Source organism: Halioglobus sp. HI00S01, from assembly GCF_001635445.1.
Classification (GTDB): Bacteria; Pseudomonadota; Gammaproteobacteria; order Pseudomonadales; family Halieaceae; genus Halioglobus; species Halioglobus japonicus.
The window spans coordinates 80,010-106,658 of sequence record NZ_LWEE01000163.1 but is presented as its reverse complement, the minus strand read 5'-3'; the positions used below and the strand labels follow the sequence as shown (position 1 = coordinate 106,658).

Genomic DNA, 26,649 nt, shown 5'->3' with positions numbered 1-26,649 from the left:
TCAGGCGTCGCTGCGGCGTTTGGTATGCCGCGTCGCCGGGGCCTGCAGCGGGTCATCCGGCCAGGGGTGTTTGGGATAGCGCCCCTTCATTTCCTTTTTCACATCCTGATAGCTACCGCGCCAGAACCCGGCGAGATCCTGTGTCACCTGCAGTGGTCGCTGTGCAGGTGACAATAAGTGAACCATTAAGCTGACTTTGCCGTAGGCGACGGTGGGCGTACTTTCACAGCCGAACATTTCCTGGAGTTTTACAGCCAGCACGGGTGGATGCTGGGTGTAGTCGACCCGAATTGATGATCCGGAAGGCACACTGATGCGCTCAGGTACCAGCCGCTCCAGATCCAGCGGTAATGGCCAGGCGAGCATACCGGTCAGTATGGCCTGCAAGTCCAGGCGGGCAAAATCGTCCAGCTTGCGCACAGGCTCCAGCCAGGGACCCAGCCACTGCTCCAACGTGGCAAGCAACGCCGCATCGCGAAGATCGGGCCAGGGGTTATCACCGCCCTCCCCGGCTACGCTATCGTGCAAGAGTTGCACCCGGGCGCGCCACTGCAGCGTGTCACTATCCCAGGGCAGAATATCCAGGCCGCGTCGCCGGACGACACCTAATAGCGCCTCGCCCCTGGCCTCGGCAGACACTTCCCGCAACGGTGACGACTCCAGCTGGATTGCGCCTACCATCCGCCGCCGCTGGGCACTGAAGCGTTCCTCGCGCTGGTCCCATTCAACCAGATCCTCGCGGCGCACCAGTTCTGCGAGAATGCCGTCGAAGCCCGCCGGGTTTAAGCGCGTTGCGCTGTAAATCCGGTCAGTGCTGCTGCCACGATCGCCGCCGATATCCGCCACCGCCAACCAGGCTTCGCGGGCAATGGCCTGCCAACGATCAACACTGGCGCTGCGACCATTAGCCAACTGGTATTGGTCTTCGCTACGCTGCTTGGCTATCCGGTCCGGATACGCACTGGCCAGCAAAATACCGCACACATCCTCTACCGACACGTCAAAACCGGCACCCCGGGGCTGATGTACTTCAGTGGCGATACGCGCGTAACGCCTGGCCAATTGCCACACCCGGCGGAACCAGCCCTGCAGGCGCTCGGGACATTTCCGCTCGCCTAACAGCAGCGCAATAGCGTCTGCAATGTCGGCACTTTCGTTGCCCAGCGGATTGCGCTCGGACAGCACCGCCGCCAGCAGGCAGGCTGTCTCCCTGGCCTTGATGTCGCAACCCACCAGGAGCATGTGGGCCAACCTGGGATGCAACGGCACCTGCGCCAGGCGGACCCCATGTGGGGTGAGCTGCAAACCGCTCTGGGGGTGCGTAAAGACCGCACCACACTGTTCGAGCACACTGATCGCCTGCTGCCAGGCAGGCTGCGGTGGCGTATTCAGCCAGCACAATTCCTGCGGATCGCAAACGCCCCAGGCCAATAATTGCAGTGCCAGCGGCGCCAGATCCGCCTGCAGAATTTCAGGGCTGCTGTGATTCACCAGCCGCCCATGCTGTTCCTCGGACCAGAGCCGGTAGCAGTCTCCCGGCGCAAGCCGCCCTGCCCGCCCGCGGCGCTGCTCTGCTGAGGCCTGAGACACGCGGCGAGTCACCAGTCGGGTAATACCGGTCACCGGGTCAAACACCGGCTCACGCGCCAACCCTGAATCAATCACTATCGTGACGCCTTCTATGGTCAGGCTGGTCTCTGCCACGTTCGTCGCGAGCACAACCTTGCGCCTGCCCTCGGGTGCGGGCGCTATGGCCCGCTGCTGCTGTTCGAGCTTGAGGCTGCCATAGAGGGGACATACATCTACCTCCGGGTATGCTGACAGCCTGGCACCGAGATCCCTGGCAACCGCGCGAATTTCGCGCTGCCCCGGCAGGAAAACGAGTGCACTGCCCTGGCTGTTTGCCAGGGCATCGAGAACCACGTCAGTCACCGGCGGCGCTATCGCCTCCTGAAGCTTCAAGGTGCGTCGATAGTGGGTGGCCACCGGATACTGCCGCCCTTTTGATGTCACCACGGGCGCACCGTCGAGTAACGTCGCTACTGCGTCGCCGTCCAAGGTGGCCGACATCACCAGTAGCTTCAATGGATCTTCCTCGCGGAACAGTTCACGGCCTTGTAGGCACAGCGCCAGACAGAGGTCCGAGTCGAGGCTGCGTTCATGAAATTCGTCAAATATCACCAGCCCAACGTCCTCCAGGCCAGGGTCGCTCTGCAAGCGCCTGGTCAGAATACCTTCGGTAATCACCTCGATGCGCGTCGCCTCGGAAACACAGGCCTCCAGGCGAATCCGGTAACCCACCGTCTCGCCTACCTCTTCACCGAGCAACTCGGCCATTCGCGCGGCGGCGGAACGCGCGGCCATACGGCGCGGCTCCAGCATGAGAATTTTCCGCCCCTTGAGCCAGCGTTCATCCAACAGCGCCAGAGGAACTGCAGTGGTCTTACCGGCACCGGGCGGTGCCTGCAACACCAGCTCGTGGTGCCTGGCCAGGGTCAGCACCAACTCGCTGAGTACCTGGGCAATGGGCAGATCTGCAATTGCGGGGATATTCATAGGGGCATCTTAACCAAGCCCGCTGCCGCTGGCCACGTTACTGCACTCGCGCACCCACTTGGTGCGCTCGCTCACTCTAAGAGTGCAAAAGGTAGCTCCGTCACGGCTTTGTCATACCCACAGCGGATACTGGAGCTATGGCAAGGTTCTTGCTGCGTACATCCACCAAACCGCATGAGTGACAGCTTCTACGGGAGAACCACCGATGACCTCGTTTACTGAACACCTCGATGGCATTGCCGCCCAGAGTCCTGGCCAGAACGGGTGCATTGCCTTCTTTGACCTGGATCGCACCCTGATTAGCGGCTACTCGATTACCGCCCTTGCTCGTGAGACCGCGCGTCACGCGGCCGCAAGCGGAGAAATGGCCAATGCCTCACGACTGGTACGCGAGGTGCTTCAACAGCGTGCCGATGGTTCTGGCGGCAACTACCATCGGCTGGTAAAACGGGTGGCACGAGCCCTCACGGGAGTTACCGAAGAAACCCTTTATGCCTTGGGCAGGCGTGCTGCAAGCAATCACCTTGAACGCACGCTTTACCGCGAAGCCATTGAGCTGGTGGAAGCGCATCGCGCGGCGGGACACCATCTGGTGATTGTCACAGCGGCTTCGCGCTATCAGGTTGAACCACTAGCGGCCATTCTCGGCATCGAGGATATCTGCTGTAGCCAGTTGGTGGTCGAAGGTGGGCAGTTCACTGGCGAAGTCGTAGCCCCGCTTTGTTACGGCGAGGGAAAAACCCTGGCGGCCCGGCGCGTGGCACGGCGCAGAAAAACCAGGCTGTCACGCTGTTACTTCTACACCGACTCCAGCGCAGACCTGCCACTACTCAAAGCGGTTGGGAACCCGGTGGCAGTCAACCCTTCCACCCGACTTGCAGACCATGCCAGCGAACAGGGCTGGCCGCAGCTCACGTTCTCCAGTCGCGGCCGGCCCGATCTCGGCCAGGTGCTGCGCACCGGCGCATTGGCACAGACATTACTGGCCACTGCATTAACCGGCCGTGCTGCGTCGTGGATGGGCTCAACGGCCCGCCAGAATGCAAACCTCATGACGCGGCTACTGGGTGACGTGGGATCAGGCTGTGCCGGACTTAACTACGAGGTAGAGGGGCGCAAACACTTGCAGCGCTCAGCGCCGGCTATTTACGTGTTCAACCACCAGAGTCTACTGGATGCCGTGGTGCTTGCCCACCTGCTCCGCGACGACGTCGTTGGACTGTGTAAGCAGGAGATGGCCTCCTCGCCGATCATCGGCCCGTTACTCAAACAGGTGGACACCATTTTCGTCGATCGAGAACAGCAGGATCAAAGTGACGTTATCGCCCGTGCCTTGGCCACTCTCGACAGCGGCAGGTCACTGGTTATTGCGCCAGAGGGTACGCGAAGCACCCTCGGGCAGCTCCAGCCGTTCAAAATGGGGGCTTTCGTACTCGCTCGCAAAGCCGGCGTACCTGTCATTCCCATTGTGCTGCACAACGTGAAAGACGCGCTTCCGAAAGGCGCCAGAGTGATTAAGCCCGCCACCATTCGCATCACGGTTCTGCCGCCGATACCCCCAGAACACATGCGCCGGATTCGGCCCTGCTGTCATCAGCTCGAGGCAACCTATAGCGCCATCCTGGGAGAATCGCGCGCAGCGGCATTGCCGCACAGTGCCAGTGCCAGGGCAGGCTGACCAACGGCTTGCAGTGCCGCGATTCACAGTGCGACAGTCATCGGAGCCGGCAATCGGTGTGAATACATCACTGCTGTCGGACAAGTGAGCGACTATAATGTCCGTTTATTTCTAATGATTAGCGCGCATGCCCATTTTCGATAAAGACAACCAACCCTTGGGAACAGAACAGGCACTGGCTCTTCACATCGAGTCGGCCCTGGCGGCACGCCCACCCCGTGGCGCAGCCCTTGAAACGTCCTATAAAATCGTGAAAACGCTGTTCGATCCCGTCGTACTGGGTGAGCACAAGCTGCCGGACAAACCCTGTCTGTTTGTCGGCAACCACTCTTTGTTCGCCCTGGACGGCTGGGTGCTGGGGCCGATCTTTCTTAAGGAGCTCAACCGCTTTGTCCGTGGCCTGGGAGATAAATTCCTGTTTACAGTAGCGGCCATCGGCGACACGTTGCTGCGCTTTGGGCCGGTAATGGGACACCCTGACGTCTGCGCTGCCCTGATGGACGCGGGTGAAGATCTGATGGTGTTTCCCGGAGGCGCGCACGAAGCGGTCAAGCCCACACGCCAGATGTATGAACTGCAGTGGAAAGAACGCTATGGCTTCGTCAAGCTCGCAGCAAAACAGGGCTACACCATTATGCCCTTTGGGGTGGTAGGACCGGACGAGTTCTACGCCCATCTTATGGAAGGCGAAGACATCCCCCACTCGTCCCTGGGCAAACTCCTGCGCCGCGCAGGTCTGCTGGACGACAATACCCGCGCCGACATGTTGCCGCCCATACCCAGGGGCGCTCTGGGCACGCTATTCCCAAGGCCGCAACGCTGCTACATCGGCTTTGGCAATCCCGTCGATCTGTCTGAATTCAAGGGGCGCACGCCGGGTAAACGGCAATTGCAGAATATTCGTCAGCAGGTGGCGGACGAGATCGATACGCAATTGGGCGAGCTTCTTATTGCGCGGGCGCGCAATCAAGGCAACGAGGGGCTTTGGCGCAGATTCCTGACGCTGTAACCAGGTACAGCGTTGCCTCAGTGCTCGGCCATTACCCGGGCCAACCGCTCGGGACGCCGCCAGCGACTACTTCTAAGCCTCACCACAAAACACAGCGCGATTGAGATAAGCATGGCGACCAGCACCCACCAGGATGCCAGCGGCGACATCTGCCAATGCACAATCACCAGATACTGAGCGGCCAGCATGGCAAAGTGCAGTGAGGTCGATGTCAACATGACCCAGCGGGTATCACCGGCGCCGCGCAGCGCACCACCTGCGATCAGTATCGTGGCGTCCGCCAACATGTACGTACACAAGCCCAGCATCATGGCCTGGGCCATTTCCCTGACTTGCGCGAACTCTTCGTCCGGCGTGGCAAATACGTCTACCAGCTCAACGCGGAACGTGAAAAACAGTATGGCGAGAATGCTCGAGTATCCCAGCGCCATGATAAAACCCGAGGAAATCAGCTGATTTGCGCGGGCGATATCACCGGCACCCACGGAGCGCCCCATCAGCGTCGCCACCCCGATACTCAAGCCAATCATCGGCACAAAGGACAGCATATCCCAGTTGAACACGATCGCGATGGCAGCGCCTTCGGCAACGCCGTAGGACTGAAACATGAGCAGAAACACGTTGAAGGTCGCCGTGTTCATAAACGCTTCGGTTGCCGAGGGTAGCCCCAACCGCAGAAAACGCTTCATCACGCCCTGATGGTAGCCCCAGCTTTGCCGCACAGAGTACTGGGCGACATGCTTGCGATCGCCGTAAAAGTACAGAAACAGCGCGATAGCCAGCGCCTGTGCACACAGTGTACCCACACCGGCACCAACAATACCCAGTGGCGGAAGACCGACGTGGCCGAACACTAGCGCCCAGGTCAGGGGCACGTTCACCACAATGGCAATCACATCCACAAACATGACCACCTTGGATCGACCAATGCCCACGAAGTAACATGCCAGCAAGGTTTTGCCCAACATAAAGGGCCCACCAACGAGCAGCGTGTAGAAGTAGGCGCGCTCCAGGGGCACAAGGGCTGGATCGTGCCCAATCTTGTCAAAGGCAGTGCCACCGAGTACTCCCACCAATGCGATGATGGGTAGCGCCAGAACAATCAGGTATACACCCTGAGTGACAACCACGGTACAGCGCTCCGTGCGCCCCGCTCCCTGATATTGTGCGACCAGGGCATTTGCGTAGCTGATCAACCCGGTGAAGAACGACAGGCAGAACATCGCCGCCACGCCGCCCCCTAGCGCCGCTGCAATATGGGCCGCGCTGAGGTCTGACATGAAGAAGCGATCGGTGAATATCATCACCGCAAACGTGCCCTGCGACACCACCATGGGCAGCGACAGGCGCGCGAGTTCACGCAGTGTTGTCAGGGACAGAAACTTCAATGCGGCGGCGTCCGGGCCTGGAGAGAGCGGCGCATTATACAGACCTCAGCCAATCCGCCCAATCGCGCTGCAGGGCTGCGGCGCCGCCCGGGTAGGATCGAACCAGAAACCCTCCGGCATCGTAACTGCCACAGGAATGGGTCGACGCCTGCTGCAGGGTGAAGCCCAACGCCCCTCTGCCCTCCGATGACTGCAGCAGGAAATACATCAGGGACCATGACAGGGCATACAGCCGCTGGCTGTCGAAGGCGGTCCAGGCGGTATAGGGCGCCTCGAACAATTCCGTGAGAGAAGGCGCAGCCGCGACCGCCAGCCACCGCCGATGCCTCGGATTGACATGAAATTCCGGTCCGTGGGGCGTCACTACGATGGTTTCATGCACTTCCGCCAAACCCTCTGCTAGCCAGTGCGGCGCGCCACCGAGTTGCGAGACAGTAATCAGGTGCGAGATTTCGTGTAACGCGCGATGACGGGACTCCACAGAGGACGCGTCGAGCAAAGCCACCGCCAGACGCGGCTCCCAGGCATAGAAACCAGTCACCTCAGGAAGCTCGGGCACGAGCGATTGCTTGCGCTGGCGGAAAGCGCCAGCATCGGCGAATAGTTCAAGGCGCACATCAACCACGAACGGTACCGGCGCTGCGAGCAACGCCTCCCAGTGCTGATAGATGCCACGTGCGCCCATCTCGATATCGCGCACCAGGAGAGGATCAACGTTGACCGGTGCCGATTGAAGTGCAAACTGATACGCCGGTCCGCGAATGGCCTCGAAGTTGCCCTGACACATAGACAGGCGCACTGCCGAGGCCTGCGGTGTGATCAACAGCAGACAAAGGGACAGCATGGGCAGGCAGAATAGCGCCCTGAGACGAAAAACAGGCATGGCAGTGCAGACAACTGATTTGCTAGCGGGTTCAGGTATTATACTCTAGCTATAATCACGACATGTACCCGCCGCATACGGGTATTTGATGGGCTCGACCGTTGGAGAACTCCATGCCCCAGGCAGAATCAAAATGGCCTTTTCGCTGGGACCTGCTGCTGCGTTATCGCTACATCGAAACCATTGCGCTCTGGGAGGGTCGGCTCACCACGCGCCATTTATGCAACACCTTTGGCATCGGCAGACAGCAGGCGAGCAAGGACATCAATACTTACCTGCGCGAAGTCGGCATCGACAATCTCGAATACGACAAGTATCTCAAGGGTTACAAACCTACCCAGAGCTTCATGCCTCAGGTCACTCGCGGTCTGGCTGACGAATACCTGCACCTTGTAGCGCGCAACAACGAACTGCTGAATATGTTCGAATCGCTGTCGCTTAATGTTAGTAATGTCGAGGTACTGGCGCACCCCGTTCGCGACGTTAAACCGCAGGTGCTGCGCCCGATCATGCAGGCGGCGCGACAACAAAGGCGCCTGGACTGCGATTATGTATCGCTGAACAACCCCGACCGCGAAGGCCGCATCATCGTGCCCCACACGCTGGTGTACACCGGTCTGCGCTGGCATGTGCGCGCCTGGTGCGAGAAGAACCAGGAATACCGGGATTTCGTTCTGAGTCGGTTTCGCGACACGCCGGAACTCATGGATGAATCCCAACACGGCGCTACTGGCGACGTCGAGTGGAATACCACAGCGACCATCCAGATTACCCCGGATACGCGACTCAACGCGGCCCAGCGCGAAGTCGTCGAATGTGATTACGGCATGATCGGTGGCGAACTGAGGATCACCACCCGCGGCAAGCTGGTCCCCTACGCGTTGCGCCTGCTGCACATCAACCCCCGCGAGCAACTCAGTGACCCCACCGCCCAACAGATCATCGTGGCGAATCGGGATGAACTCGAGCCGTGGCTATTTGGCTGACATCATGAAAGATCAGAACGAATTCCAGGACGCCTACAGCGAACAGAATTTCTGGCGCAAGCTCACCGGCTACGCAAAGTCCGCCGGTCGCGAAGTTGTCGAGAAGGCCCTGCTGCTGTTTTATGCCATGCAGGAAGAAGACGCACCGGCCTGGGCGAAGGCCACTATTGCCGGAGCGCTTGGCTACTTTATCGTGCCTATCGACGCCATCGCTGACCTCACCCCTGCGGTTGGCTATGCCGACGATCTGGGTGTACTTGCCCTGGCGATTGCGGCGGTAGCGCAGTACATCAATGACGACGTACGTGCCAAAACCGCTGCCAAACTCGACAGCTGGTTTGGTGACGACGACAAGCCCGACTAGATTCAGCGTTCTTTTGCCAACCTGCGCATCACCAGCGCCAGGAAGACGGCAGTCGAAATACCCGCCGCTGCGAAAATGAGACACATCACCATGATCTGGTAACGCGCCGCAACCAGCGGTGAAACCCCCGACAGTATCTGTCCAGTCATCATGCCCGGCAGAGAGACCAGACCCACTGCAAACATGGCGTTAATCACAGGTATCATGGCCGCCTGGTAAGCCTTTATTCGCGCTTGCGCCAGTTCCACACCGTGTTCAAGTTCACTGAACAGGCGCTCCGCTGCTAGACTCACCGCGGTCATGCTGTTGGCAAAGGCCATTCCGGCCAGCGGGACGACATAGCGCGGCATGTACCATGGGTCCACCGACAACACCAGCTGGGTAATCAGCGCCAGTGTCAAACCGCCACCAGTGACTATGGCAATCCACGAGTCCGCCAGCAATTGCAAGCGCCGGCCAGGCACCGATCCAACCGCAATCCAGGCCGATGCGGTCATCATAATGGCCAGCACCAGGGCGATCAGCAAGCCATTATCGGCCCCGAATATCCACGCGAGCACATAGCCTATCGCCATCAGCTGCACAAGCATTCGACCCAGCGCATAGAGTGCGTTGCCAGTGCCGAATGACCACCGCCACAAGATGACCAGGGCGATAAATACGGGAACAAAAGCCAGCGCCAGGCGCGGCAGCGATAGTGTTATAACGGCATCTTCCATCGTGGTATATATACACCATATGGATGACATAGACAGTTTCATCGACCAGCTTGCCGCATTTCCGCGCTCCGCACAGCTGGCAAATCCCTATCACGCAGCAGCGTATCGCGACAATCTGCGGGTCTACCTGCGCAAGATTTTCGCACAGCCCGGACGCAGGGTACTGCTGGTGGGAGAGGCATTGGGATATCGCGGCGGCGTCTTCACGGGCCTGCCGTTCAGCAGCGCGCGGCTGGTCAGGGAGTCACGGCATCCGTTCTGGCAAACACTGCGCCCGCAGTTGCAGATTAATGATGACCTGCCCGAAGCCACGGCCAGTATCGTTTGGGAGTATCTAGCCGGGCGACGGCGCATCCCCTTGTGTTGGAACGCCCTGCCGTTTCACCCTCACCTGCCCGGCGAACCCTACTCCAATCGTGCGCCGAGCGCGGCAGAACTCAAGTCCGGCGAAACATTTCTGCAGCAGCTGATAGCTGCCTACCAACCGGATCGGATCGGCGCCGTCGGCGGCAAGGCCGCACAGGCGATACAGCGCGCGCTCCCCCACCAATCCTTTCGCGCAATCCGCCATCCGTCCTACGGCGGCAAGCAGGACTTTATTCAAGGCATGGACCGGCTGCTGCGCTAGACATGCTCAACCTGCCGCGGTTACCCAGAGGCCGCTGGCCGCGATCGCAGCGGTCACCAGTTCCGGGAGATAGCTACCGCCGAGCAACAACGCGGTGGTCACCGCGCCAATGGCAATAAGCCGCTCCGCAAGGTGGGTCTCGGGCGAGGCGACAGGCCCGGAACGCCGGGCAAGCAAATTGCGAGTAATACGGTATTCGATGGCTCTGGCGTAAGTCATGGCAAGCTCTCCAATGTCTGAGCCTGCATCATGGATCACCCACTCATTGCGCTCCATCTGTCGCCTTACGGACGCGTTCGAAAAGGCGACAGGTGCCTATAGCCGCTGCGCCGAAAAGGTATCGCAGGCGTCCACATAGCCCTGTTCAAACCCGACCCTGAACCAGCGCACACGCTGCTCGGATGTACCATGGGTAAAACTGTCAGGAACGACGCGCTGGCCGGCCTCGCGCTGCAAACGGTCATCGCCGATCGCGCTGGCCGCCCTAAGTGCCTCTTCGAGATCGCCTTCATCGAGTATCTGCGCCTTGCGGTTGGCGAAGTGGCCCCAGATACCGGCGAAGCAATCAGCCTGCAACTCCTGGCGTACCGATAACGCATTCACCTCGGCCTTACTCCGTCCCCTGCCGGCGGCGTGCACCTGCTGGCTAATTCCCAGCAGCGTCTGCACATGGTGCCCGACCTCGTGTGCCACCACATAGGCCTGGGCGAAATCGCCTGGGGCACCGTGGCGGCGAGCCAGGTCATTGAAGAAACTAAGATCAATGTATAGATTCTGGTCACCCGGGCAGTAAAACGGACCGACCGCGGCGCTGGCCAGGCCACAGGCTGAATTAACTCTACCACTAAACAACACCAGGGTCGGCTCGCGATACTGCTGCCCGGAGGCGGTGAACACCTGATTCCAGGTATCTTCGGTCTCCGCCAGCACGACCGAGACGAAATCGGCCAACTGCTCCTCTTCTTCACTGAAACTGGCTTGGCCGGACCCGGTTTGCCCGCCGGCGAATAACAGGCCCAGTACGTCGACACCCACCATCCTGCCGCCGAAGATAACCAACAGGCCACCGATAAGCAGCACCCGTCCGGTCTTGCTACGCAGTAGCCCGGGCAGAAATCTCAAGAGTAGCGGCGCCGCTCCGGCGGCCGCATAGCTGGGGCCATCACCCCGACGGTCTTCAATGTTGTCGCTTCTTCTACGATCCTGCCAACGCATAGCGGCCCTCCCTAGTTATTCAATCTAGCAGTGACTTAAAAACTGGCAAGCTGCCGCGCTTGAATATACTCTGAAAGTTATTGCATACCTCAGGGGCATCCAGCATGAGCATTCTCATCGGCGGTAACGACAGCGGCCAGGTTGGCCTGGATCCAAAATTTGCCAACCGCCATGGCCTGGTGGCCGGAGCCACCGGTACAGGCAAGACCGTGACGCTGCAATGTCTGGCGGAAGGCTTCTCGGATCTGGGCGTGCCCGTATTCCTGGCGGATGTAAAAGGCGATATTTCCGGCATGAGCCAGGCCGGCAAGCCCCACCCCAAAGTTGACGAGCGCGTTGCCAAGATCGGCATCGAGGGCTTTAGCCAGCACGCCTATCCGGTGGCGTTCTGGGACTTGTTCGGTAAGAAAGGTACGCCAGTACGCTCTACAGTCTCCGAGATGGGGCCACAGTTATTGTCGCGACTGCTCGACCTCAATGAAACCCAGGAGAGCATCACGACCCTGGTATTTGAGTTCGCTGATCGCGAGGGCATCCTGCTGGTGGATCTCACCGATCTGCGCACCACACTTGAGTACCTCGGCGAGAACGGCAAGTCATTGGGCGCCGGCTATGGCGTATCAAAGGTATCCATTAATGCCATTCTTCGTCGCCTACTTATGCTGGAACGCGAAGGCGGCAAGAAGTTTTTTGGCGAGCCGGCACTGGAGCTGGAAGACTTTATGCAGGTGGCACGCGATGGCCGCGGCATCATTAACATTCTGGCAGCCGATCAACTGATTATGAGCCCGCGGGTGTACTCGACGTTTCTATTGTGGCTATTGTCAGAGCTGTTCGAGAACCTGCCGGAACTGGGTGATCCGGAGCAACCTGTGCTGGTGTTCTTCTTTGACGAAGCTCATCTCCTGTTTCGGGGCGCCCCACGGCCCCTGCTGGAGAAAATCGAACAGGTGGTGCGCCTGATCCGCTCCAAGGGCGTCGGCGTCTATTTTGTCAGCCAGAGCCCCAGCGATATTCCCGACAGCGTGCTTGGCCAACTGGGTAATCGCATTCAGCATGCGCTGCGCGCCTACACACCCAAGGAACAGAAAGCGGTCCGTGTAGCCGCCGAATCCTTCCGCGCCAACCCCAAACTGGATACCGTCACCGCAATTACCGAGTTAGGTGTGGGCGAAGCGCTGGTATCCACCCTGCAAAAAAAAGGGGTGCCCTCGCCGGTAGAGCGGGTACTGATCAGGCCACCCTCGTCACGCATGGGCAAAGCCACCATGGCCGAGCGCAAAGCGCTGCTGGATCGCGACCCGAACATGCGTCGCTACGGAACCCCCGTCGATCCACGCTCTGCTCACGAGGTGCTGTCGGAGCGAACCCAGGCCCGCCTCGACGCCCAGCAGGAAGAAGAAATGCGCAAACGTGCGGAGAAGGCCCAAGGCAAGACGAAGTCCCGCTCCAGCAGCCGTCAGAGTGTCGGTGAAGCGTTCCTGAAAAGCATTGCCCGCAGCCTCGGATCTACTGCGGGCAGGGAATTGTTTCGCGGTGTACTGGGGTCGCTGCTCAAGTAGCTTGCGGGCCGGTAAGCGCTTCAACACGCGCCATCCAGGCCACTACCCCGGGATATTCCTGAATTATGGCTTCGAGCTCCACTGTGTCCAGGAAACAGGAAAACATCGCATGTACAGCCAGGTCGGCCAGAGTCAATTGACCGCCAACCAGAAAGTCACTCTGCTCTAACATGCCAGCGACGGCGTTAATGTGACGGCGACAGTCGACAAGCAGTTGTCGCTCTGACTTGCGACCAATACCCTGAGTCGCGGTGATCTTGCGAATTCCCTTGCGGATCTGCCCCGGCATTTTCCCCGCAAGCACCGACTTCAGAAACCATCCCTCGCGCTCAAACATCCGCGGCAGGTTCCGCTCCCAGTTATGCTCTGTAGTAAACCGCATGTGCATCTCGTAAAAATACAGGCTCTCATCGGCCCAGTCCTCTAGCACATGCACCATGCCAGCCAGGGCGGGATCTTCAGGAATGAGCGATGGGCCAGCAAACTGCTGTTCGATGTAGTGCGCCGCGTCTGTGGAGTCGCACACCCATTCGCTGTTGTGTTCTATCGCCGGCAATTTGCCGATGGGATTGTGCTCGCGTTTCAATTTGCCCTGTTCTACCAACAGCCAATAGCGCTCCTCAAAGGCAATGCCTTTGTAGCGCAGCATTCGCTGTAATTTCTGATTAAACGGCGACATGTGATACTGGTGTAAAACCACCATGAAATAGCCCCTTTTGTTATTGATTCTCAACGCCTCGCGACTGCTGGTTTTTTGACCATTGGCGGTGTATAGTCCGCCGCGAACGGTCGGCAATCCCGGCTAAATTTCTCGTAAATGCCATCGCCGGGCTCTTATCCGAACTCGCGGTCGCGTTTCCTGAAGATGGTAGCAACAATATGTCCAGAACTGTACTCGGAGCGGCTCTTGTCGCCCTGCTAGGCACGGCTGTGCTGGTAACCCCTGTTTTCTCCAGCGAACAACCTTCTCAAACATCCCTCTCAGCCGACCAGGCGAGCGAATCGGCCCGGGCCAATGCCTTGTTCGACGATATCTTCGATCGCCGTATTGCCCGTGACCCCAAGTACCAGACCTACCTTGGTATCAAAACTGACTACGACAAGTGGACGCCGATTTCCGAGGAGCGCTACGCCAGTGAGTTGGCTCACGACAAAGCCGACCTCGCATCACTGGAAGGGATTAATGCCGACCTGCTCGATGACCAGACCCTGCTCAGCTATCGCCTGATGGAGCAGGACCTGCAAGAGAGCATTAGCGATTACCGCTGGCGTCACCACACCTACCCGGTGAACCAGATGTTCGGTACGCACTCCGAGATTCCCGCCTTTCTGATCAACCAGCACCGCATTGCTTCGGTCAGCGACGCACAGGCCTATATCGCTCGTATTAACGGTGTGAAACCGCTCATGCAACAGCTGATTGAGCAGCTACAGATTCGTGAACAAAAAGGCGTCATCGCACCCGACTTTGTACTCCCCCACGTGATCTCGGATTCCCGTAACCTGTTGGTAGGTGCGCCCTTCGAAGGTGGCGAGCCCAGCACTCTGATGGCCGACTTTACCGCCAAAGTCAGCGCCCTGGACATCTCCGACAATGAGCGCCATAAGCTCCTGCGCGACGCCGAAATGGCCCTGGTAGCGAGCTTCCAGCCCGCCTACCAGGATCTGATTGTGTACCTGGAAAACCTGCAGGAAAAAAGCACTCACGAAGCCAGCGTGCGCAAGCTGCCTGACGGCGAACGCTTCTACAAAAACCGTCTGGCCCGCAATACCACCACCGAGCTGAATGCCGACGAAATCCACGCCCTGGGGCTCGCGGAAGTTGAGCGCATTCACGCCGAAATGCGTGTCATCAAGGACAAGGTCGGCTTTGAGGGCACGCTGCAGGAATTTATGCAGTTTATGCGCAGCGACGACCAGTTCTATCTGCCCAATACAGATGAGGGCCGCGAGGAATATCTGGTACACGCCCGCTTTGTGCTCGAGGACATGGAAGATCGCCTCGATGCATTGTTTATTACCAAGCCCAAAGCCGAGCTCGAAGTAAAGCGCGTCGAGCCCTTCCGTGAGAAATCAGCCGGCAAGGCGTTCTACCAGATGCCTTCAGCCGACGGCTCGCGTCCGGGCAAGTACTACGCCAACCTGTACGACATGGCGCAAATGCCCACTTATCAGCTGGAGGCACTGGCCTACCACGAAGGTCTGCCCGGCCACCACATGCAAATTGCTATCAAGCAGGAACTGGGCGACCTCCCCAAGTTCCGTCGGTTTGGTGGCGTCACCGCCTACAGCGAAGGCTGGGGACTGTATTCAGAACTGCTGCCCAAGGAAATCGGCCTGTATCAGGACCCCTACTCCGACTTCGGCCGTCTGGCCATGGAACTGTGGCGTGCCGTGCGTTTGGTCGTAGATACCGGCATGCATGCCCAAGGCTGGAGCCGCGAAGCGTCCATCGAGTTCTATGTCAGCAACACGCCCAATGCGAAAGGCGATGCGGTCAAGATGGTTGAGCGACACGCCGTCATGCCTGGCCAGGCAACCGCCTACAAGATCGGCATGCTGAAGATTCTTGAGGAACGCAGTAAGGCCCAGCAGGCCCTGGCGAACGATTTCGACATTCGCGAATTCCATGAGGCGGTGCTGCGCAACGGTGCCGTACCCCTGAATGTGCTTGAAGAGCAGGTCGACGCCTACATCACCCGCAAGCGCGCCATTGCAGCCAGCCCTGAGGCCAAACCTGCCGGTTGAGCATGGCTCTGATCGCAGCGGTTTTGCTAGTCTCTACCTCCTGAAAACGGGAGGTAGGGACAATCATGGCCGCAGACTGGCATCGCAGCGAAGAGGACAAAATTCACAAGTCACGCTGCGTGCATAACTTCAGTCTGGTTAACGGTATTTGCAGTGGTTGTTTTCGCACCCCGGACGAATGCGACCGCTGGCACAATGCCGACATCGAGGAGCGCATAGCTATTTTGCAGCGCACCGCGCAGCGCCGCCGCGAAAGCCAGAGCAGCTAGCTGGCCGGTGCGCGGCGCAGCTTTTTCCCTCCCTCAACAACCGCAACCACCAGCGCACCGGCAATCATGCCTATCACCACGCCTGCCAGAGTCGGCGTAATGGCCGCCAATACCGGACCAAAACCCGCCGTAAGTTGTTCAACGGCAACCGCCAGCGGATGAATACCGTGGACGAGAATTCCACCACCCACCATAAACATCGCAACCGTACCGATCACGCCCAGCGCCTTCATCAACCAGGGTGCGAACTTGATCAGGCCCAGGCCAAACCAACGTTTGAAGCGCGCCCAGAGGCCCTCGCCTTCACTTTCATGCAGATACAATCCCGCGTCATCGAGTTTGACGATGCCGGCCACCAGGCCGTAAACGCCCACCGTCATAATGAAGGCAATCCCAATAAGCGTACCAATCTGGGTGGCGAGATCCGCCTCCGCCACGATGCCCAGGGTGAGTACGATTATTTCTGCCGAGAGAATAAAGTCAGTGCGCACGGCACCCTTGATCTTACTCCGCTCGAGCTCGACCAGATCGACGTCTGACTTGGCCACCTGTTCCAGCCTCGCAGCTTTTGCCTGTTCGTGATCATCGGTACTATGGAAGAACTTGTGAGCGATCTTCTCGAAGCCCTCAAAACACAGAAATAACCCACCGGCCATGAGTGCGGGGGTAATCAACCAGGGGGCCACGAAAGAGACCAGCAAGGCCAGTGGGACGAGAATCGACTTGTTCACGAGCGAGCCCTTGGCCACCGACCATACGACTGGCAGTTCCCGCTCGGCCCTGACACCGGTCACCTTCTCGGCATTCACCGCAAGATCGTCACCGAGTACACCAGCGGTCTTCTTGGCAGCCACTTTTGTCATCAGCGACACATCGTCCAATACCGCGGCAATGTCATCGATCAGCAACAGTAAGCTGAAACCTGCCATTGGGCTCTCCCGGTCAATTAAGGCCTCTTGAGTGTGCCTTTTTCGCGGTCAAAACACTAGTTGCGCTGATCTGATATGGGTACAATGCGCGCCTATTTTTTGACCAGTTCGGCCCTCATGACATCGATTGCTCCAGAACTTCTCTCCCCCGCAGGCACGCTGAAATCTATGCGTTTTGCGTTCGCCTATGGCGCCGACGCGGTGTACGCAGGGCAGCCCCGCTACAGCCTGCGCGTGCGCAACAATGAATTCAATAAACTGGAGAATCTCGCCGCTGCGGTAGAGGAAGCCCACGGCATGGGCAAGAAGTTCTATCTGGCGTCGAACATCTCACCCCATAACGACAAGGTCCGCTCTTACATTCGCGACCTGGAGCCAGTCATCGACATGGGACCCGACGCACTCATTATGTCCGACCCCGGCCTGATCATGCTGGTGAAAGAGCGCTGGCCAGACCAGGAGATTCACCTGTCCGTACAGGCCAATGCGGTCAACTGGGCGACGGTGAAGTTCTGGCACAAGCAGGGTATCAGCCGGGTCATTCTGTCCCGTGAACTGGGCCTGGACGAGATCGAGGACATTCGCCAACAGTGCCCGGAAATGGAGCTGGAGGTGTTTGTTCATGGCGCGCTGTGCATCGCCTATTCGGGCCGCTGCCTGCTCTCTGGCTACATGAGCCACCGCGACTCCAACCAGGGCGCTTGCACCAATTCATGCCGCTGGGAGTACAACACCCACGCAGCCACCGAAACGGATACCGGCGATATCATTGCCGTCGATGCCGCCGCCAACCAACACCATCCCGAAGCCAATGAGCCGGTGCTGCTCCAGGAGCGCAATCGCCCTGGCGAATATATGCCCGCCTACGAGGATGAGCATGGCACTTACATCATGAATTCCAAGGATCTGCGTGCGGTGCAACACGTTGAGCGGCTGGTAAACATGGGCATCCACTCGCTCAAGATCGAGGGGCGCACCAAGAGCCATTACTACGTGGCGCGCACTGCACAGGTCTATCGGACCGCCATCGACAATGCCATGGCAGGAAAGCCCTTCGACATGGGGCTGATGTCAGAGCTCGATCACCTGGCCAATCGCGGTTACACCGAGGGCTTCTATCGCCGGCATGTACCGAGTGAATACCAGAACTACGAAGTGGGTCATTCGGGGAATCCGAACCAGCAATTTGTTGGCGAAGCCCTGTCCTGTGACGGCGACACCATGACCGTGGATGTAAAAAACCACTTTGCGGTGGGCGACACCCTGGAACTGATCAGCCCTGCGGGGAATTACCAGTTCAAACTGGAGAACATTACCAACCGCAAGGGTGTAGACGTGGACGCTGCGCCAGGCTCAGGTCACGTTGTGCACATACCGCTGCCCGAAGGACACGGGATTGGCGAAGACGGCGGCCATGCGCTGTTGATGCGATACCGCTAAAGACCAGCCTTCTTGCGCCGGCGCTTGGCCGGCACTCGCATTCTCGAGCTTGGAAAACGCGGCAATTTGCCCGTTGAAAGATAACGGTGAATGCTCTCCTGGGAACGTATTCGCGCGCCCTTCTTCTTGCTGTCGGCAAAGGCATTGGACAGGTCTGCGTCCAGCACCCGCGCCTTGACGTTATCGTGCCACTGCTGATCGAGGATGCCCTGCATCATCTCCTGTGCGTCCTGATCGAAAATGGGTACCAGCGCCTCCACCCTGAAATCGAGGTTGCGCGTCATCAGGTCCGCAGAGCCAATCATATAGCGCGGATTACCGCGGTTGTAGAACACATAGACGCGTGGATGCTCCAGATACCGGTCGACGATACTAATGGCCTGAATGTTATCTGACAGCCCTTTCACACCCGGCAGCAGCGAACACATACCACGGACGATAAGATGCACCTGGACACCGGCTGCGCTGGCTTCGTACAGTTTTTTTACCAGCTCACGATCCACCAGGTTATTGCACTTTAGCGTCATCTCAGCGCGATAACCGGCGCGTGCGTTCTCGATTTCCTGATCAATCAGTGCCAACAATCCAGGTCGGCTGCTATGCGGCGAGACCAGAAGCAAACGATAGTCTGGCCTGCGATAGTTGTACTGCAGAAAATCGAAAATGTTATACACATCCTTACCGACATTCTGGTCGTAGGTCATCAGCGTGAAATCGGTATACACCCGCGCGGTTTTTTCGTTGAAGTTACCGGTACCGATATGTGAGTAATAACGTCGTGAGCCGCCCTCACGGCGCTCTATCAGAATCAGCTTGCTGTGCACTTTGAGGCCGGGAATACCAAAGATGACATTAATCCCGTTCTCGGTAAGCCGTTGCGCCCAGCTGATGTTCGCCTCTTCGTCAAACCTGGCAGCAAGTTCGACCACGGCCAGCACGCGCTTGCCATTGTCCACGGCGTTTACCAGGGCATCGATAACACGAGAATTCTTTGCGACCCGATACAGGCAAATTTTGATATCTGTAACATCTGGGTCAAGTGCTGCGGTCTTGAGAAAATCGACCACATAATCAAACGGGTGATAGGGGTAGTAGAGAAAAACATCCTTGTCGCGAATTGCGTCAAAAATACTGTTCTCACATTCCAGTCGCTCTACCCGAATCTGCGGCAAGGGTTTGTGCTCGAGATATTTCGGCCCCACATTGGGAAAACTCATGAAATCCTTGGAGTTGTGATATCGCCCGCCGGCAATGAGGCTGTCGTATTTGCCAAACCCAAAGCGGGTACACAAATGGTCGAGCAATCGCTGGGGAATGGTGCTGTCGTAAACCATGCGCACCGCGTCGGCCTTCTTGCGCTGTTTGAGACTTTTCGCCATCTTGTCGATCAGGCTCTGGGTAATACCTGTGTCGATTTCCAACTCGGCATCGCGGGAAAATTTGAAGCAATAGGCCTGCGCCTCATCGACGGGAATAACACCGCGAAACATCTGCGGCAGGCATGCCCGGATCACATTATCCAGGGCAATAAACACTTTGCCGCCCTTTCCCTTGCGCCTGGGAATTTCGACGAAGCGTTCAAGGCGATCAGTAGGGACTTCAACCACCGCGTAGTTGTAGCTGTCACCGGAGAGTATGTCGACAGCCAGGTAGATTGACTCATCATTCAAGGCAGGGATGGCGCGATCTTCGCGCAGCAATATGGGTTCCAACTCCGGTAGCACCCTCTCGGAGAAATAATCCTGCACATACTGCGCCTGCCCCTCATCGAGTTGGCGCTCGTTAATCAGGTAAATCTTGCGCCGCGCCAGCTCCTGCATAATCACGCTATAGATACGATCAAATTCTTGCTGCAGCTCCGCCACCCTGTCCAGGATGGCAACCAGCAAGTCCTTGAAGTATTGACGGTTGGATCCAGACGACACGGAGATCAGGCGACGCACCTCCGCGACCCGGACACGAAAGAACTCATCGCCGTTATTGGAAAAGATACCCAGATAGCGCAAACGCTCGATAATGGGCACACTTTCGTCTGCTGCCTCCTGCAGAACGCGCTCATTAAACGACAACCAGCTCAATTCGCGGGGGTAAAAGTGGTCACTTTCGCGCAGATCGGCTGCGCGGGTTTTGATCGGGTTTGCCATGGTGGTCCAGTCTAAGATCGACTCTTCGAATCTAGTACATTTTCGTTACGAGCGATAGCGCGGTTTGATGACAGACACTAGACAGATAGGTACAAAAAAAGAGCCCGGCTCGAGGCCGGGCTAAGGTAGGGATTCTACCTACAGGGGATATCTAGGTGCAGCCGCGCTGTTGCCATGTGCAAAGCCAGCCGCGAAATTTAAAAAGGGCCCGTTTATTCCTCGTTAACGCTGAGGCGGGCCAAGGTAGGGATCTCCAATACTATGGACGACCTAAGCAGCAGCCTGCTGGATGTCGTCCGGGTAGGCAGCGCCTACCGCGTCGAAACTGTAATCTTCCATGCCAAGCTCTTTGAGTACCGCTTCCACGTCGTCACCACTCTTGGCACTGATGCGCTTGTGAATGGTGTTGAGCAAACCGTGGCGATTCACCATCTGCCAGGTACCGGTGGCTCGGGTGCGCTTGCCTTTGCTGAAGCTCAGCGCTTCCTCGTAGGCGTAAATGGCGCGGACAGCAGCAAACTCGGCGTCGGTGTTTGTCTCGTGGCGCTCCGCTCGCAGATCTACCGCGCGACGGTGAGCCTGGGTGGCCAATTCCGGATGACCTCGACGTGCTGCGTTCTTGGCAAATACGTAGCAGAGTTCCGGCTCTTTAATGCGTTCTACTAATTCGTGCATGTCTTTTCTCCCTATCGTTAACGCGCTTATCTTGTCGCTGCGCCGTGTATGGGTTGTATATTAGGGAGTGAGGGCCAATTTCCACATGGCAGCACGCGACAAGCGCATGACCGCGCGCGCCATATGGCCGACACTGTGGGAACCAGAGCTAGATCAAGTCTGAAGAGCTTGCTGCAAGCACATGAATTAGATGAAAAAAGCCCGCGCGTCATATGACGGGCGGGCTAACAGCCGTATGTTTCGGGGCAGAAACATCGGCCAGGGGACGTGTTAGCACGTGCAGGGAGCAACGTGCTAAATAAAAAGTAGTCCGCTCTGACCAAATAGCAAATTATTCGCTCAAAAAATCATCAGTCAGGGTTTAAGAGCCAGGACATCGGTCTTGAGATGGCGCAAAACTTTCTCTGCGGTATTGCCAAGCAGCCGCGCCTTCACGCCTTTGCGACCGACGTTACCCATGATGACCAGCTGAGCGCGTGTGGCGGCCGCCTAGCTGGCGATGACCTTCTCGACCGGCCCCTTCTTCACCGTAAATTGCTTTTGGGGGATATCGAACTGCGCCGCCAGGGCCTTGATTTGACGCGCCATAGCTTTCTTGGCGTCGGCCACATAGGTGCCGGGATCAATCAGGTCGAGATCAGCCAGCAGCACCGGAATCTCAATCGCACTGACAATTTCAACCGTGGTATCCATGGCCGATGCCAGCTGCTTTGACCTGCGCAGGATTTCCTCATTGAGCTTTTTCTTGGCCGGGATCTTGGTATCCAGGTGCAGCGCCGCAAGCACCGGCTTGGTGCGCGACCACTTTTTCTCCGCCAGAATCAGCACCGGCACCGAACATTCACGCAGAAGCTGCCAGTCAGTGGAAGTGTGAGCAATGGTCTCGAGACGTCGCCCGGTTTTAATCATCATGTCGTAACGGCTGCCTTCACAACGTGCAGCGACCCAGCTCGCGACATCTTTCTCCCAGACCACACGCAGCTTTACTTTTTGCCCATCGGCAACACGCTTGTCGATTTCGGTCTGAACTTCTTCGCGACGGTTTTCAATCAACTGCGCCTTGATTTTGGCCCGCTCTGCCGTTGCCAGTTGCAAGGCTTTGAGGGGCGCATATACAAATGCGACCACTTCGCTGTTCATACCCGTGCGTGCAGCGATATTCAGGCCGCGTGAAGTAGCAATGCCTTTACGTTCGAGGTCGGCGACGATCAGAAGTTTTGCCATCGAATAATCTCATTGTTGTTTTGCCTGAGAGATTATGGGGCTTTGGGGCCTGGTGAACAGTGGCTCAGATCAATAAAGCAATAATTATCGCGGCGTCTGCAGAACCCAAAAGAAGGCAGCTGCAGACCAGGTTAGCGAGGTTAGGAAGAGATCACGGGATACCAACTATCATCGACCCGATAGACGAGACCGTCGTGCTGTAAATCGACCAGCACCCGCTCGACGACACTCGCGTGATAGGTTTCAGCGCCATTGGGCGTCCACTGGGCGAGGAAAGCGGCAATATCGCTAGTGGTAGCACCCGCCGCATACGTAAAGCGCACCGCCATGTACACCGTGGCTTTCATCATGCTCATGACTTTGTCGGTTATTACAACAATCGGATTCATGCCAACCTCCTGTTTGTTGACATGAACACGATGCGTCGCCGAACGCACGCAGAGCATGGCCCGCCACGCCAATAGCATGGCGAGCCGCGTCATTAAGCGCGCGGCTGTACTGAGGCTCTGAAGTCGGCGGGGGCCGTGCCTGTCCAGCGCTTGAATGCGCGCGAGAACGTGCTTGGCTCTGAAAAGCCCAACAGGTAAGCCGTCTCAACAACCGAACGATTGGGCGTGCTGAGATATTTCTGGGCCAGCTGCAGACGCGTGTCCTGCAGCAGATCCATGAAGCTGGTGCCCTCTTCCTTCAACTTGCGCTGTAGCGTTCGATTACTCACGTGCATAGCATCGGCAATCTGCTGCTGGCTTGGCGGCCCATCGGGAAGGTGCTGTACGATTTTGTCGACCACGTCGCGCGACATAGAATGGGCCAGAAAACCATCGAGATAAGCCTGGGCCTGCTCATCGTTCACCCGGGCCAATGCGGGATCTCCCGTCACCAGAGGCTCGAGTATGTCTGACTTGTACCAGGCTACGCTGGTGTGCGGCGCATCGAACTCTACATGCGTGCTCAGTAACGACTCCCAGCGTTCAGGATTGGCGGGGCGCGGACGCTCCAACTGCACCGAGGCAGGCGGAATAAAATCGCCCAGCGAAAGATGACACATGCGCGCTACGATACCGACACCAAAGTCGCGCACCGCAGGATGATAATTATCGCTGAGCGGAATGGGGCCAAACTCCAGGCGAATATAGTCACCGTCTTCGGAGAGCTTCATATTGGATGCGGTCGTGAGCAACTTGCCGAAGCGCACCAACCTCTTGAGCCCGTCGAGAATCGAATCACTGGCGAGCCAGGCCAGACCAAGACCGTGAAGTACCTGCGCCTGCAACTGCTCGGCAGCCACCAGGCCAAAGGCCTCATCTTCACTCTCTTCAACACAGGCCGCTAATAGCGCATTGAATTCTCGCTGGGGGATACGCCAGTCAGGGTTGGCCAGCTTGGCGCTATCCAGACCCACGCGCTCCATCACCTCCAATGGCGACATACCAATGCGCCGCATCGCCTGCGCCAGCGGCAGCACCATGCTGCCTAAAACAGAGTGTTGTAATGTTGAGTCCTGCTCCATGCGCCCTCCCCTGTGAGCTCTATGCAGACTAATAGAAACCTTGCCTGGGCCCAAGGGGGCATTATACTGTATTTATATACAGCATAGGTGAGCCATGTCGCCCAAACCACGCATCATCGCCAGCCAGAAGAGCGTCCTGTCAGGTCGCGGCGCTGCCAGCAATCACCCGCCTCGCTTCCAGCGGCTGACGACACTGTGGGAGGATGGCATTGAGGGCCCCAGCCCGGTCACCGAATGCCGCGCAGTCCAGGCCAGCTCGATTATCTCGCGCAACACTTCGCCTGATATTCCGTTCGAGCAATCGATCAATCCGTACCAGGGCTGCGAGCATGGCTGCACCTATTGCTACGCCCGGCCCACACACGCCTACCACGATCTCTCGCCGGGGCTCGATTTTGAAACGCGCCTGATTTACAAACAAAACGCGGCAGAAGTTCTGAACAATGAACTGGCCAAGCCGGGTTATCATTGCCGGGGCATTACCCTGGGGGCCAACACCGATCCCTACCAACCGGTGGAGAAACAGCTAAGTATCACCCGTGACATCCTGCAGGTACTGTGGGAGACGAGCCACCCTGTCAGCATTATTACCAAAGGCGCCCTGGTTACTCGAGACATCGACATTCTGGCGCCAATGGCCGCAGAAGGTCTTGCCTCAGTAGCAGTGAGCATTACCACACTCGATGACGATCTCAAGCGCACTTTGGAACCGCGCGCTGCCTCTGGCCACGCGCGGCTGCGCACAATCGCATCACTGAGCGAAGCTGGCATACCGGTGACGCTGCTGGCCAGCCCGATGATCCCTGGACTCAACGACGCAGAAATGGAACGCATTGTTGCCGCCAGCGCAGAGGCAGGTGCTTCCAGCGCGGCCTATATGCTGTTGCGACTCCCGTTGGAAGTCAGGGATTTGTTCTACGAATGGCTCCATGAACACTACCCCCTGAAAGCGGCGCGCATCATTTCACTCCTGCGGCAATGTCGCAGCGGCAAGGATTACGACAGCCGCTTCGGCCACCGTATGCGCGGCCAGGGGACCTACGCGGACCTGTTGTCGCAGCGCTTCAGAATCGCCTGCAAAAAAGCAGGCTTACGGGACGGAGAACGCTACCGCGGCAGAACAGATTTGTTCACACCACCACAGAAAAAAGGGCGCAATTGCGCCCAGATAGATATGTTCAGCTAAAAACGCTACAGGTTGGAAAACTCGCGGTTGAGTTTGAATTTGCGCGACGTCACATAGGACTCCATGTCTTCGACGCGGCGCAAGGCGGCGTCGAGCCGTTCCCTGGCGCGATTCAATCGTACACTGCTGGATTCAGAGTAACGAAACACTTTGCGCGGCCGGTAATCGTGGTAGCGCTCATCATATTCCATCTCCACCTCGACCTCGTCATAGTCAGGCTCTTGCCAGCTATAGCTGTCATTGCTGCGTCGGGTTGGCCGCGGTGAAAGCAACACCCAGGCGGCCAGATATATCCACAGTGCCAGCGTACCCGTGAAGATGAATCCCCCGATCCAGATCATCCGCATCACCCAGTGGGCGATATCCCAGTGATCCGCTAGCCCCGCACAAACACCGGCGACTTTGCCGTCGCGGGTATTGCGGTACAGGCCCATGCCCCAGCCGCCGCGCTTGTTACTGTAAAACTTCCTGGCGTGATGGCCGCGGCCTCCACGTCGATCATCGTATCTACGACTCATGAGTTTACCTCCCGGTGCTGCTCTTGACCGCTCGGCTGCCGCCAACCGCCGTGGTCGGCGTCCAGCAGGCGTTCGAGGGTCTCGATGCGTTCCGTTAACTTGTCCACTGTCTCCAGCATCTGTTCAACTGTTTCCCTGTCCTCTGCGGACAATCCCTTCGCCGACCGATTAACACTGCGGTAGTGCATGCTGATCCAGACGGGCGCCACGATCACCATAAATAAGATGGTGGGGACGAACATGAATTGCCAAAATTCCATTAATCATTTCCTTGGGCCGGGCTTCATACGCCCATGCTGCCATTGTTAGGATGTCGAGCCAAATCCGCGGTGGCGATTAGTCCTTGCTGCTGCCACCGATTTCGGACTTCAGACGGCTCAGCTCGTCGTTAATGCGGTCGTCTTCGGCCAGCGCATCAATCTCGGCGGCCAGGTCCGGGGGCACATCGCGGCCAATGTCCATCGACTCGAGCTGGCTCTCGAGGTTGTCCATGCGACGCTCGAAGCCTTCGAAGCGGGCGAAAGCGCTGTCGAGTGCATCGCGATGCATCTGGCGCTTCACCTTGATGCGAGACTCCACAGTTTTGGTGCGCATGGCCAGGGCTTTCTGCTTGGCCTTGGCATCAGACAATTTCTGCTGCAGCTGCGCCACTTCCTCATTCAATTGATCGATGTGCTCGTCAGTGGCTTTCAGCTCGGCCTCAACAGTGGCTACTTCGTCTTCGATGGCGTGCTTCTCCTGCAGTGCTGCACGGGCAAGGTCTTCACGCCCCTTGCTGATGGCCAGCTTGGCCTTCTCTTCCCAGCTGGCGGCCTCTGCCTGAACCTGCTCGAGACGGCGTGCTGCGGCCTTGCGATCTGCCAGCACCCGGGCCGAGGAAGACCGAACCTCGACCAGCGTATCCTCCATCTCCTGGATAATCAGGCGGATCATCTTTTCCGGATCCTCCGCCTGGTCCAACAGCGAGTTCAGGTTGGAATTAATAATGTCTGTCATACGGGAAAAAATGCCCATTGCT

26 protein-coding genes and 1 pseudogene are annotated in these 26,649 nt (G+C 58.0%); 10 read left to right on the top strand and 17 right to left on the bottom strand.

Annotation, left to right across the window (positions count from 1 at the left end; genetic code table 11):
• A complete protein-coding gene (gene hrpB, locus A3709_RS15545) occupies positions 1-2,556 on the bottom strand; it encodes an ATP-dependent helicase HrpB (protein ID WP_066056530.1) in 2,556 nt (851 codons plus the stop codon).
• A gap of 205 nt (positions 2,557-2,761) precedes the next feature.
• Here hrpB and A3709_RS15540 point away from each other — a divergent pair, with 205 nt between their 5' ends.
• Positions 2,762-4,234: an HAD-IB family hydrolase gene (locus A3709_RS15540; protein ID WP_066056527.1), complete on the top strand. Its 1,473-nt coding sequence runs from the start codon at positions 2,762-2,764 to the stop codon at positions 4,232-4,234.
• Between the two features lie 127 nt (positions 4,235-4,361).
• The gene (locus A3709_RS15535) at positions 4,362-5,243 is read left to right on the top strand and encodes a lysophospholipid acyltransferase family protein (RefSeq protein ID WP_066056524.1); all 882 of its coding nucleotides are present in this window, start codon (positions 4,362-4,364) and stop codon (positions 5,241-5,243) included.
• A gap of 17 nt (positions 5,244-5,260) precedes the next feature.
• Here A3709_RS15535 and A3709_RS15530 read toward each other — a convergent pair whose 3' ends face one another.
• The gene (locus tag A3709_RS15530) at positions 5,261-6,631 is read right to left on the bottom strand and encodes an MATE family efflux transporter (protein WP_231871209.1); all 1,371 of its coding nucleotides are present in this window, start codon (positions 6,629-6,631) and stop codon (positions 5,261-5,263) included.
• Between the two features lie 34 nt (positions 6,632-6,665).
• Positions 6,666-7,514 (bottom strand): hypothetical protein, encoded by an 849-nt coding sequence (locus tag A3709_RS15525; RefSeq protein WP_066056521.1) that lies wholly within the window; start codon positions 7,512-7,514, stop codon positions 6,666-6,668.
• 113 nt (positions 7,515-7,627) lie between these two features.
• Here A3709_RS15525 and A3709_RS15520 point away from each other — a divergent pair, with 113 nt between their 5' ends.
• A complete protein-coding gene (locus A3709_RS15520; RefSeq protein ID WP_066056517.1) occupies positions 7,628-8,500 on the top strand; it encodes a YafY family protein in 873 nt (290 codons plus the stop codon).
• Positions 8,472-8,864: a YkvA family protein gene (locus A3709_RS15515; protein WP_156507796.1), complete on the top strand. Its 393-nt coding sequence runs from the start codon at positions 8,472-8,474 to the stop codon at positions 8,862-8,864. Before A3709_RS15520 ends, A3709_RS15515 begins: the two co-directional genes overlap by 29 nt.
• 2 nt (positions 8,865-8,866) lie before the next feature.
• Here A3709_RS15515 and A3709_RS15510 read toward each other — a convergent pair whose 3' ends face one another.
• Positions 8,867-9,613 carry an ABC transporter permease gene (locus tag A3709_RS15510; protein ID WP_231871208.1) on the bottom strand — a complete coding sequence of 249 codons (747 nt, stop codon included), beginning with the start codon at positions 9,611-9,613 and terminating at the stop codon, positions 8,867-8,869.
• Here A3709_RS15510 and A3709_RS15505 point away from each other — a divergent pair.
• The gene (locus tag A3709_RS15505; protein ID WP_066056513.1) at positions 9,603-10,211 is read left to right on the top strand and encodes a uracil-DNA glycosylase; all 609 of its coding nucleotides are present in this window, start codon (positions 9,603-9,605) and stop codon (positions 10,209-10,211) included. The two genes, A3709_RS15510 and A3709_RS15505, sit on opposite strands and share 11 nt — an antisense overlap.
• Positions 10,212-10,217: 6 nt before the next feature.
• On the opposite strand, the gene A3709_RS15500 is transcribed toward A3709_RS15505, so the two are convergent.
• Complete coding sequence (locus A3709_RS15500) at positions 10,218-10,430, bottom strand: hypothetical protein (protein ID WP_156507795.1); 213 nt, start codon at positions 10,428-10,430, stop codon at positions 10,218-10,220.
• A gap of 96 nt (positions 10,431-10,526) precedes the next feature.
• Positions 10,527-11,426 (bottom strand): neutral zinc metallopeptidase, encoded by a 900-nt coding sequence (locus A3709_RS15495; RefSeq protein WP_066056507.1) that lies wholly within the window; start codon positions 11,424-11,426, stop codon positions 10,527-10,529.
• Between the two features lie 104 nt (positions 11,427-11,530).
• Between A3709_RS15495 and A3709_RS15490 the strand changes: the two genes are divergently transcribed.
• On the top strand, positions 11,531-12,988 hold the full coding sequence (locus A3709_RS15490; RefSeq protein ID WP_066056504.1) for a helicase HerA-like domain-containing protein: 1,458 nt from the start codon (positions 11,531-11,533) through the stop codon (positions 12,986-12,988).
• Here the strand turns inward: A3709_RS15490 and A3709_RS15485 are convergent.
• Complete coding sequence (locus A3709_RS15485; protein ID WP_066056501.1) at positions 12,981-13,691, bottom strand: glutathione S-transferase family protein; 711 nt, start codon at positions 13,689-13,691, stop codon at positions 12,981-12,983. The two genes, A3709_RS15490 and A3709_RS15485, sit on opposite strands and share 8 nt — an antisense overlap.
• 176 nt (positions 13,692-13,867) lie before the next feature.
• Between A3709_RS15485 and A3709_RS15480 the strand changes: the two genes are divergently transcribed.
• Entirely contained in the window at positions 13,868-15,736 is a 1,869-nt protein-coding gene (locus tag A3709_RS15480) for a DUF885 family protein (RefSeq protein WP_066056497.1), read from the top strand.
• 65 nt (positions 15,737-15,801) lie between these two features.
• Positions 15,802-16,005, top strand: a complete 204-nt coding sequence (locus A3709_RS15475; RefSeq protein WP_066056494.1) for a DUF1289 domain-containing protein — start codon at positions 15,802-15,804, stop codon at positions 16,003-16,005.
• Here the strand turns inward: A3709_RS15475 and A3709_RS15470 are convergent.
• Positions 16,002-16,934 carry a DUF808 domain-containing protein gene (locus A3709_RS15470; RefSeq protein WP_066056491.1) on the bottom strand — a complete coding sequence of 311 codons (933 nt, stop codon included), beginning with the start codon at positions 16,932-16,934 and terminating at the stop codon, positions 16,002-16,004. The two genes, A3709_RS15475 and A3709_RS15470, sit on opposite strands and share 4 nt — an antisense overlap.
• Before the next feature lie 126 nt (positions 16,935-17,060).
• Here A3709_RS15470 and yegQ point away from each other — a divergent pair, with 126 nt between their 5' ends.
• Positions 17,061-18,374 carry a tRNA 5-hydroxyuridine modification protein YegQ gene (gene yegQ, locus A3709_RS15465; RefSeq protein WP_066056618.1) on the top strand — a complete coding sequence of 438 codons (1,314 nt, stop codon included), beginning with the start codon at positions 17,061-17,063 and terminating at the stop codon, positions 18,372-18,374.
• Here yegQ and ppk1 read toward each other — a convergent pair.
• The 6 genes and pseudogenes from ppk1 to A3709_RS15440 all read right to left on the bottom strand — a co-directional run bounded on the left by ppk1 (position 18,371) and on the right by A3709_RS15440 (position 23,927).
• Complete coding sequence (gene ppk1 / locus A3709_RS15460) at positions 18,371-20,518, bottom strand: polyphosphate kinase 1 (protein ID WP_066056489.1); 2,148 nt, start codon at positions 20,516-20,518, stop codon at positions 18,371-18,373. The two genes, yegQ and ppk1, sit on opposite strands and share 4 nt — an antisense overlap.
• A 270-nt stretch (positions 20,519-20,788) precedes the next feature.
• Positions 20,789-21,193: a hypothetical protein gene (locus tag A3709_RS15455; protein WP_066056486.1), complete on the bottom strand. Its 405-nt coding sequence runs from the start codon at positions 21,191-21,193 to the stop codon at positions 20,789-20,791.
• 354 nt (positions 21,194-21,547) lie between these two features.
• Positions 21,548-21,670: pseudogene (locus A3709_RS25055) on the bottom strand (universal stress protein); the annotation flags it as partial.
• A gap of 12 nt (positions 21,671-21,682) precedes the next feature.
• Entirely contained in the window at positions 21,683-22,417 is a 735-nt protein-coding gene (locus tag A3709_RS15450) for a universal stress protein (RefSeq protein ID WP_197484234.1), read from the bottom strand.
• A 140-nt stretch (positions 22,418-22,557) separates the two neighbouring features.
• A complete protein-coding gene (locus tag A3709_RS15445) occupies positions 22,558-22,806 on the bottom strand; it encodes a hypothetical protein (RefSeq protein ID WP_156507794.1) in 249 nt (82 codons plus the stop codon).
• 92 nt (positions 22,807-22,898) lie between these two features.
• Positions 22,899-23,927: an AraC family transcriptional regulator gene (locus tag A3709_RS15440; RefSeq protein ID WP_066056480.1), complete on the bottom strand. Its 1,029-nt coding sequence runs from the start codon at positions 23,925-23,927 to the stop codon at positions 22,899-22,901.
• Positions 23,928-24,021: 94 nt separating this feature from the next.
• Between A3709_RS15440 and A3709_RS15435 the strand changes: the two genes are divergently transcribed.
• Entirely contained in the window at positions 24,022-25,113 is a 1,092-nt protein-coding gene (locus A3709_RS15435) for a PA0069 family radical SAM protein (RefSeq protein WP_066056478.1), read from the top strand.
• 5 nt (positions 25,114-25,118) lie between these two features.
• Here A3709_RS15435 and A3709_RS15430 read toward each other — a convergent pair whose 3' ends face one another.
• The 3 genes from A3709_RS15430 to pspA form a co-directional block, all read right to left on the bottom strand.
• Positions 25,119-25,631, bottom strand: coding sequence for a PspC domain-containing protein (locus tag A3709_RS15430; RefSeq protein WP_066056476.1), 513 nt, complete (start codon positions 25,629-25,631; stop codon positions 25,119-25,121).
• A complete protein-coding gene (pspB, locus tag A3709_RS15425) occupies positions 25,628-25,891 on the bottom strand; it encodes an envelope stress response membrane protein PspB (RefSeq protein WP_066056473.1) in 264 nt (87 codons plus the stop codon). Before pspB ends, A3709_RS15430 begins: the two co-directional genes overlap by 4 nt.
• A 76-nt stretch (positions 25,892-25,967) precedes the next feature.
• Entirely contained in the window at positions 25,968-26,645 is a 678-nt protein-coding gene (gene pspA, locus A3709_RS15420; RefSeq protein ID WP_066056471.1) for a phage shock protein PspA, read from the bottom strand.
• Between the last annotated feature and the right edge of the window lie 4 nt (positions 26,646-26,649).

What these genes read in the sequence shown, in the direction of transcription:
- A3709_RS15435 (WP_066056478.1), top strand. Translation starts at nt 24,022, where the DNA reads ATGTCGCCCAAACCACGCATCATCGCCAGCCAGAAGAGCGTCCTGTCA.
- A3709_RS15505 (WP_066056513.1), top strand. Translation starts at nt 9,603, where the DNA reads ATGGATGACATAGACAGTTTCATCGACCAGCTTGCCGCATTTCCGCGC.
- A3709_RS15535 (WP_066056524.1), top strand. Translation starts at nt 4,362, where the DNA reads ATGCCCATTTTCGATAAAGACAACCAACCCTTGGGAACAGAACAGGCA.
- A3709_RS15520 (WP_066056517.1), top strand. Translation starts at nt 7,628, where the DNA reads ATGCCCCAGGCAGAATCAAAATGGCCTTTTCGCTGGGACCTGCTGCTG.
- hrpB (WP_066056530.1), bottom strand. Translation starts at nt 2,556, where the DNA reads ATGAATATCCCCGCAATTGCAGATCTGCCCATTGCCCAGGTACTCAGC.
- A3709_RS15470 (WP_066056491.1), bottom strand. Translation starts at nt 16,934, where the DNA reads ATGGCAGGTTTCAGCTTACTGTTGCTGATCGATGACATTGCCGCGGTA.
- A3709_RS15510 (WP_231871208.1), bottom strand. Translation starts at nt 9,613, where the DNA reads ATGTCATCCATATGGTGTATATATACCACGATGGAAGATGCCGTTATA.
- A3709_RS15430 (WP_066056476.1), bottom strand. Translation starts at nt 25,631, where the DNA reads ATGAGTCGTAGATACGATGATCGACGTGGAGGCCGCGGCCATCACGCC.
- A3709_RS15500 (WP_156507795.1), bottom strand. Translation starts at nt 10,430, where the DNA reads ATGACTTACGCCAGAGCCATCGAATACCGTATTACTCGCAATTTGCTT.
- A3709_RS15440 (WP_066056480.1), bottom strand. Translation starts at nt 23,927, where the DNA reads ATGGAGCAGGACTCAACATTACAACACTCTGTTTTAGGCAGCATGGTG.
- A3709_RS15450 (WP_197484234.1), bottom strand. Translation starts at nt 22,417, where the DNA reads ATGGCAAAACTTCTGATCGTCGCCGACCTCGAACGTAAAGGCATTGCT.
- pspA (WP_066056471.1), bottom strand. Translation starts at nt 26,645, where the DNA reads ATGGGCATTTTTTCCCGTATGACAGACATTATTAATTCCAACCTGAAC.
- ppk1 (WP_066056489.1), bottom strand. Translation starts at nt 20,518, where the DNA reads ATGGCAAACCCGATCAAAACCCGCGCAGCCGATCTGCGCGAAAGTGAC.
- A3709_RS15475 (WP_066056494.1), top strand. Translation starts at nt 15,802, where the DNA reads ATGGCCGCAGACTGGCATCGCAGCGAAGAGGACAAAATTCACAAGTCA.
- A3709_RS15540 (WP_066056527.1), top strand. Translation starts at nt 2,762, where the DNA reads ATGACCTCGTTTACTGAACACCTCGATGGCATTGCCGCCCAGAGTCCT.
- A3709_RS15480 (WP_066056497.1), top strand. Translation starts at nt 13,868, where the DNA reads ATGTCCAGAACTGTACTCGGAGCGGCTCTTGTCGCCCTGCTAGGCACG.
- A3709_RS15455 (WP_066056486.1), bottom strand. Translation starts at nt 21,193, where the DNA reads ATGCACGAATTAGTAGAACGCATTAAAGAGCCGGAACTCTGCTACGTA.
- A3709_RS15445 (WP_156507794.1), bottom strand. Translation starts at nt 22,806, where the DNA reads ATGAATCCGATTGTTGTAATAACCGACAAAGTCATGAGCATGATGAAA.
- pspB (WP_066056473.1), bottom strand. Translation starts at nt 25,891, where the DNA reads ATGGAATTTTGGCAATTCATGTTCGTCCCCACCATCTTATTTATGGTG.
- A3709_RS15525 (WP_066056521.1), bottom strand. Translation starts at nt 7,514, where the DNA reads ATGCCTGTTTTTCGTCTCAGGGCGCTATTCTGCCTGCCCATGCTGTCC.
- A3709_RS15490 (WP_066056504.1), top strand. Translation starts at nt 11,531, where the DNA reads ATGAGCATTCTCATCGGCGGTAACGACAGCGGCCAGGTTGGCCTGGAT.
- A3709_RS15515 (WP_156507796.1), top strand. Translation starts at nt 8,472, where the DNA reads ATGAACTCGAGCCGTGGCTATTTGGCTGACATCATGAAAGATCAGAAC.
- A3709_RS15495 (WP_066056507.1), bottom strand. Translation starts at nt 11,426, where the DNA reads ATGCGTTGGCAGGATCGTAGAAGAAGCGACAACATTGAAGACCGTCGG.
- A3709_RS15485 (WP_066056501.1), bottom strand. Translation starts at nt 13,691, where the DNA reads ATGGTGGTTTTACACCAGTATCACATGTCGCCGTTTAATCAGAAATTA.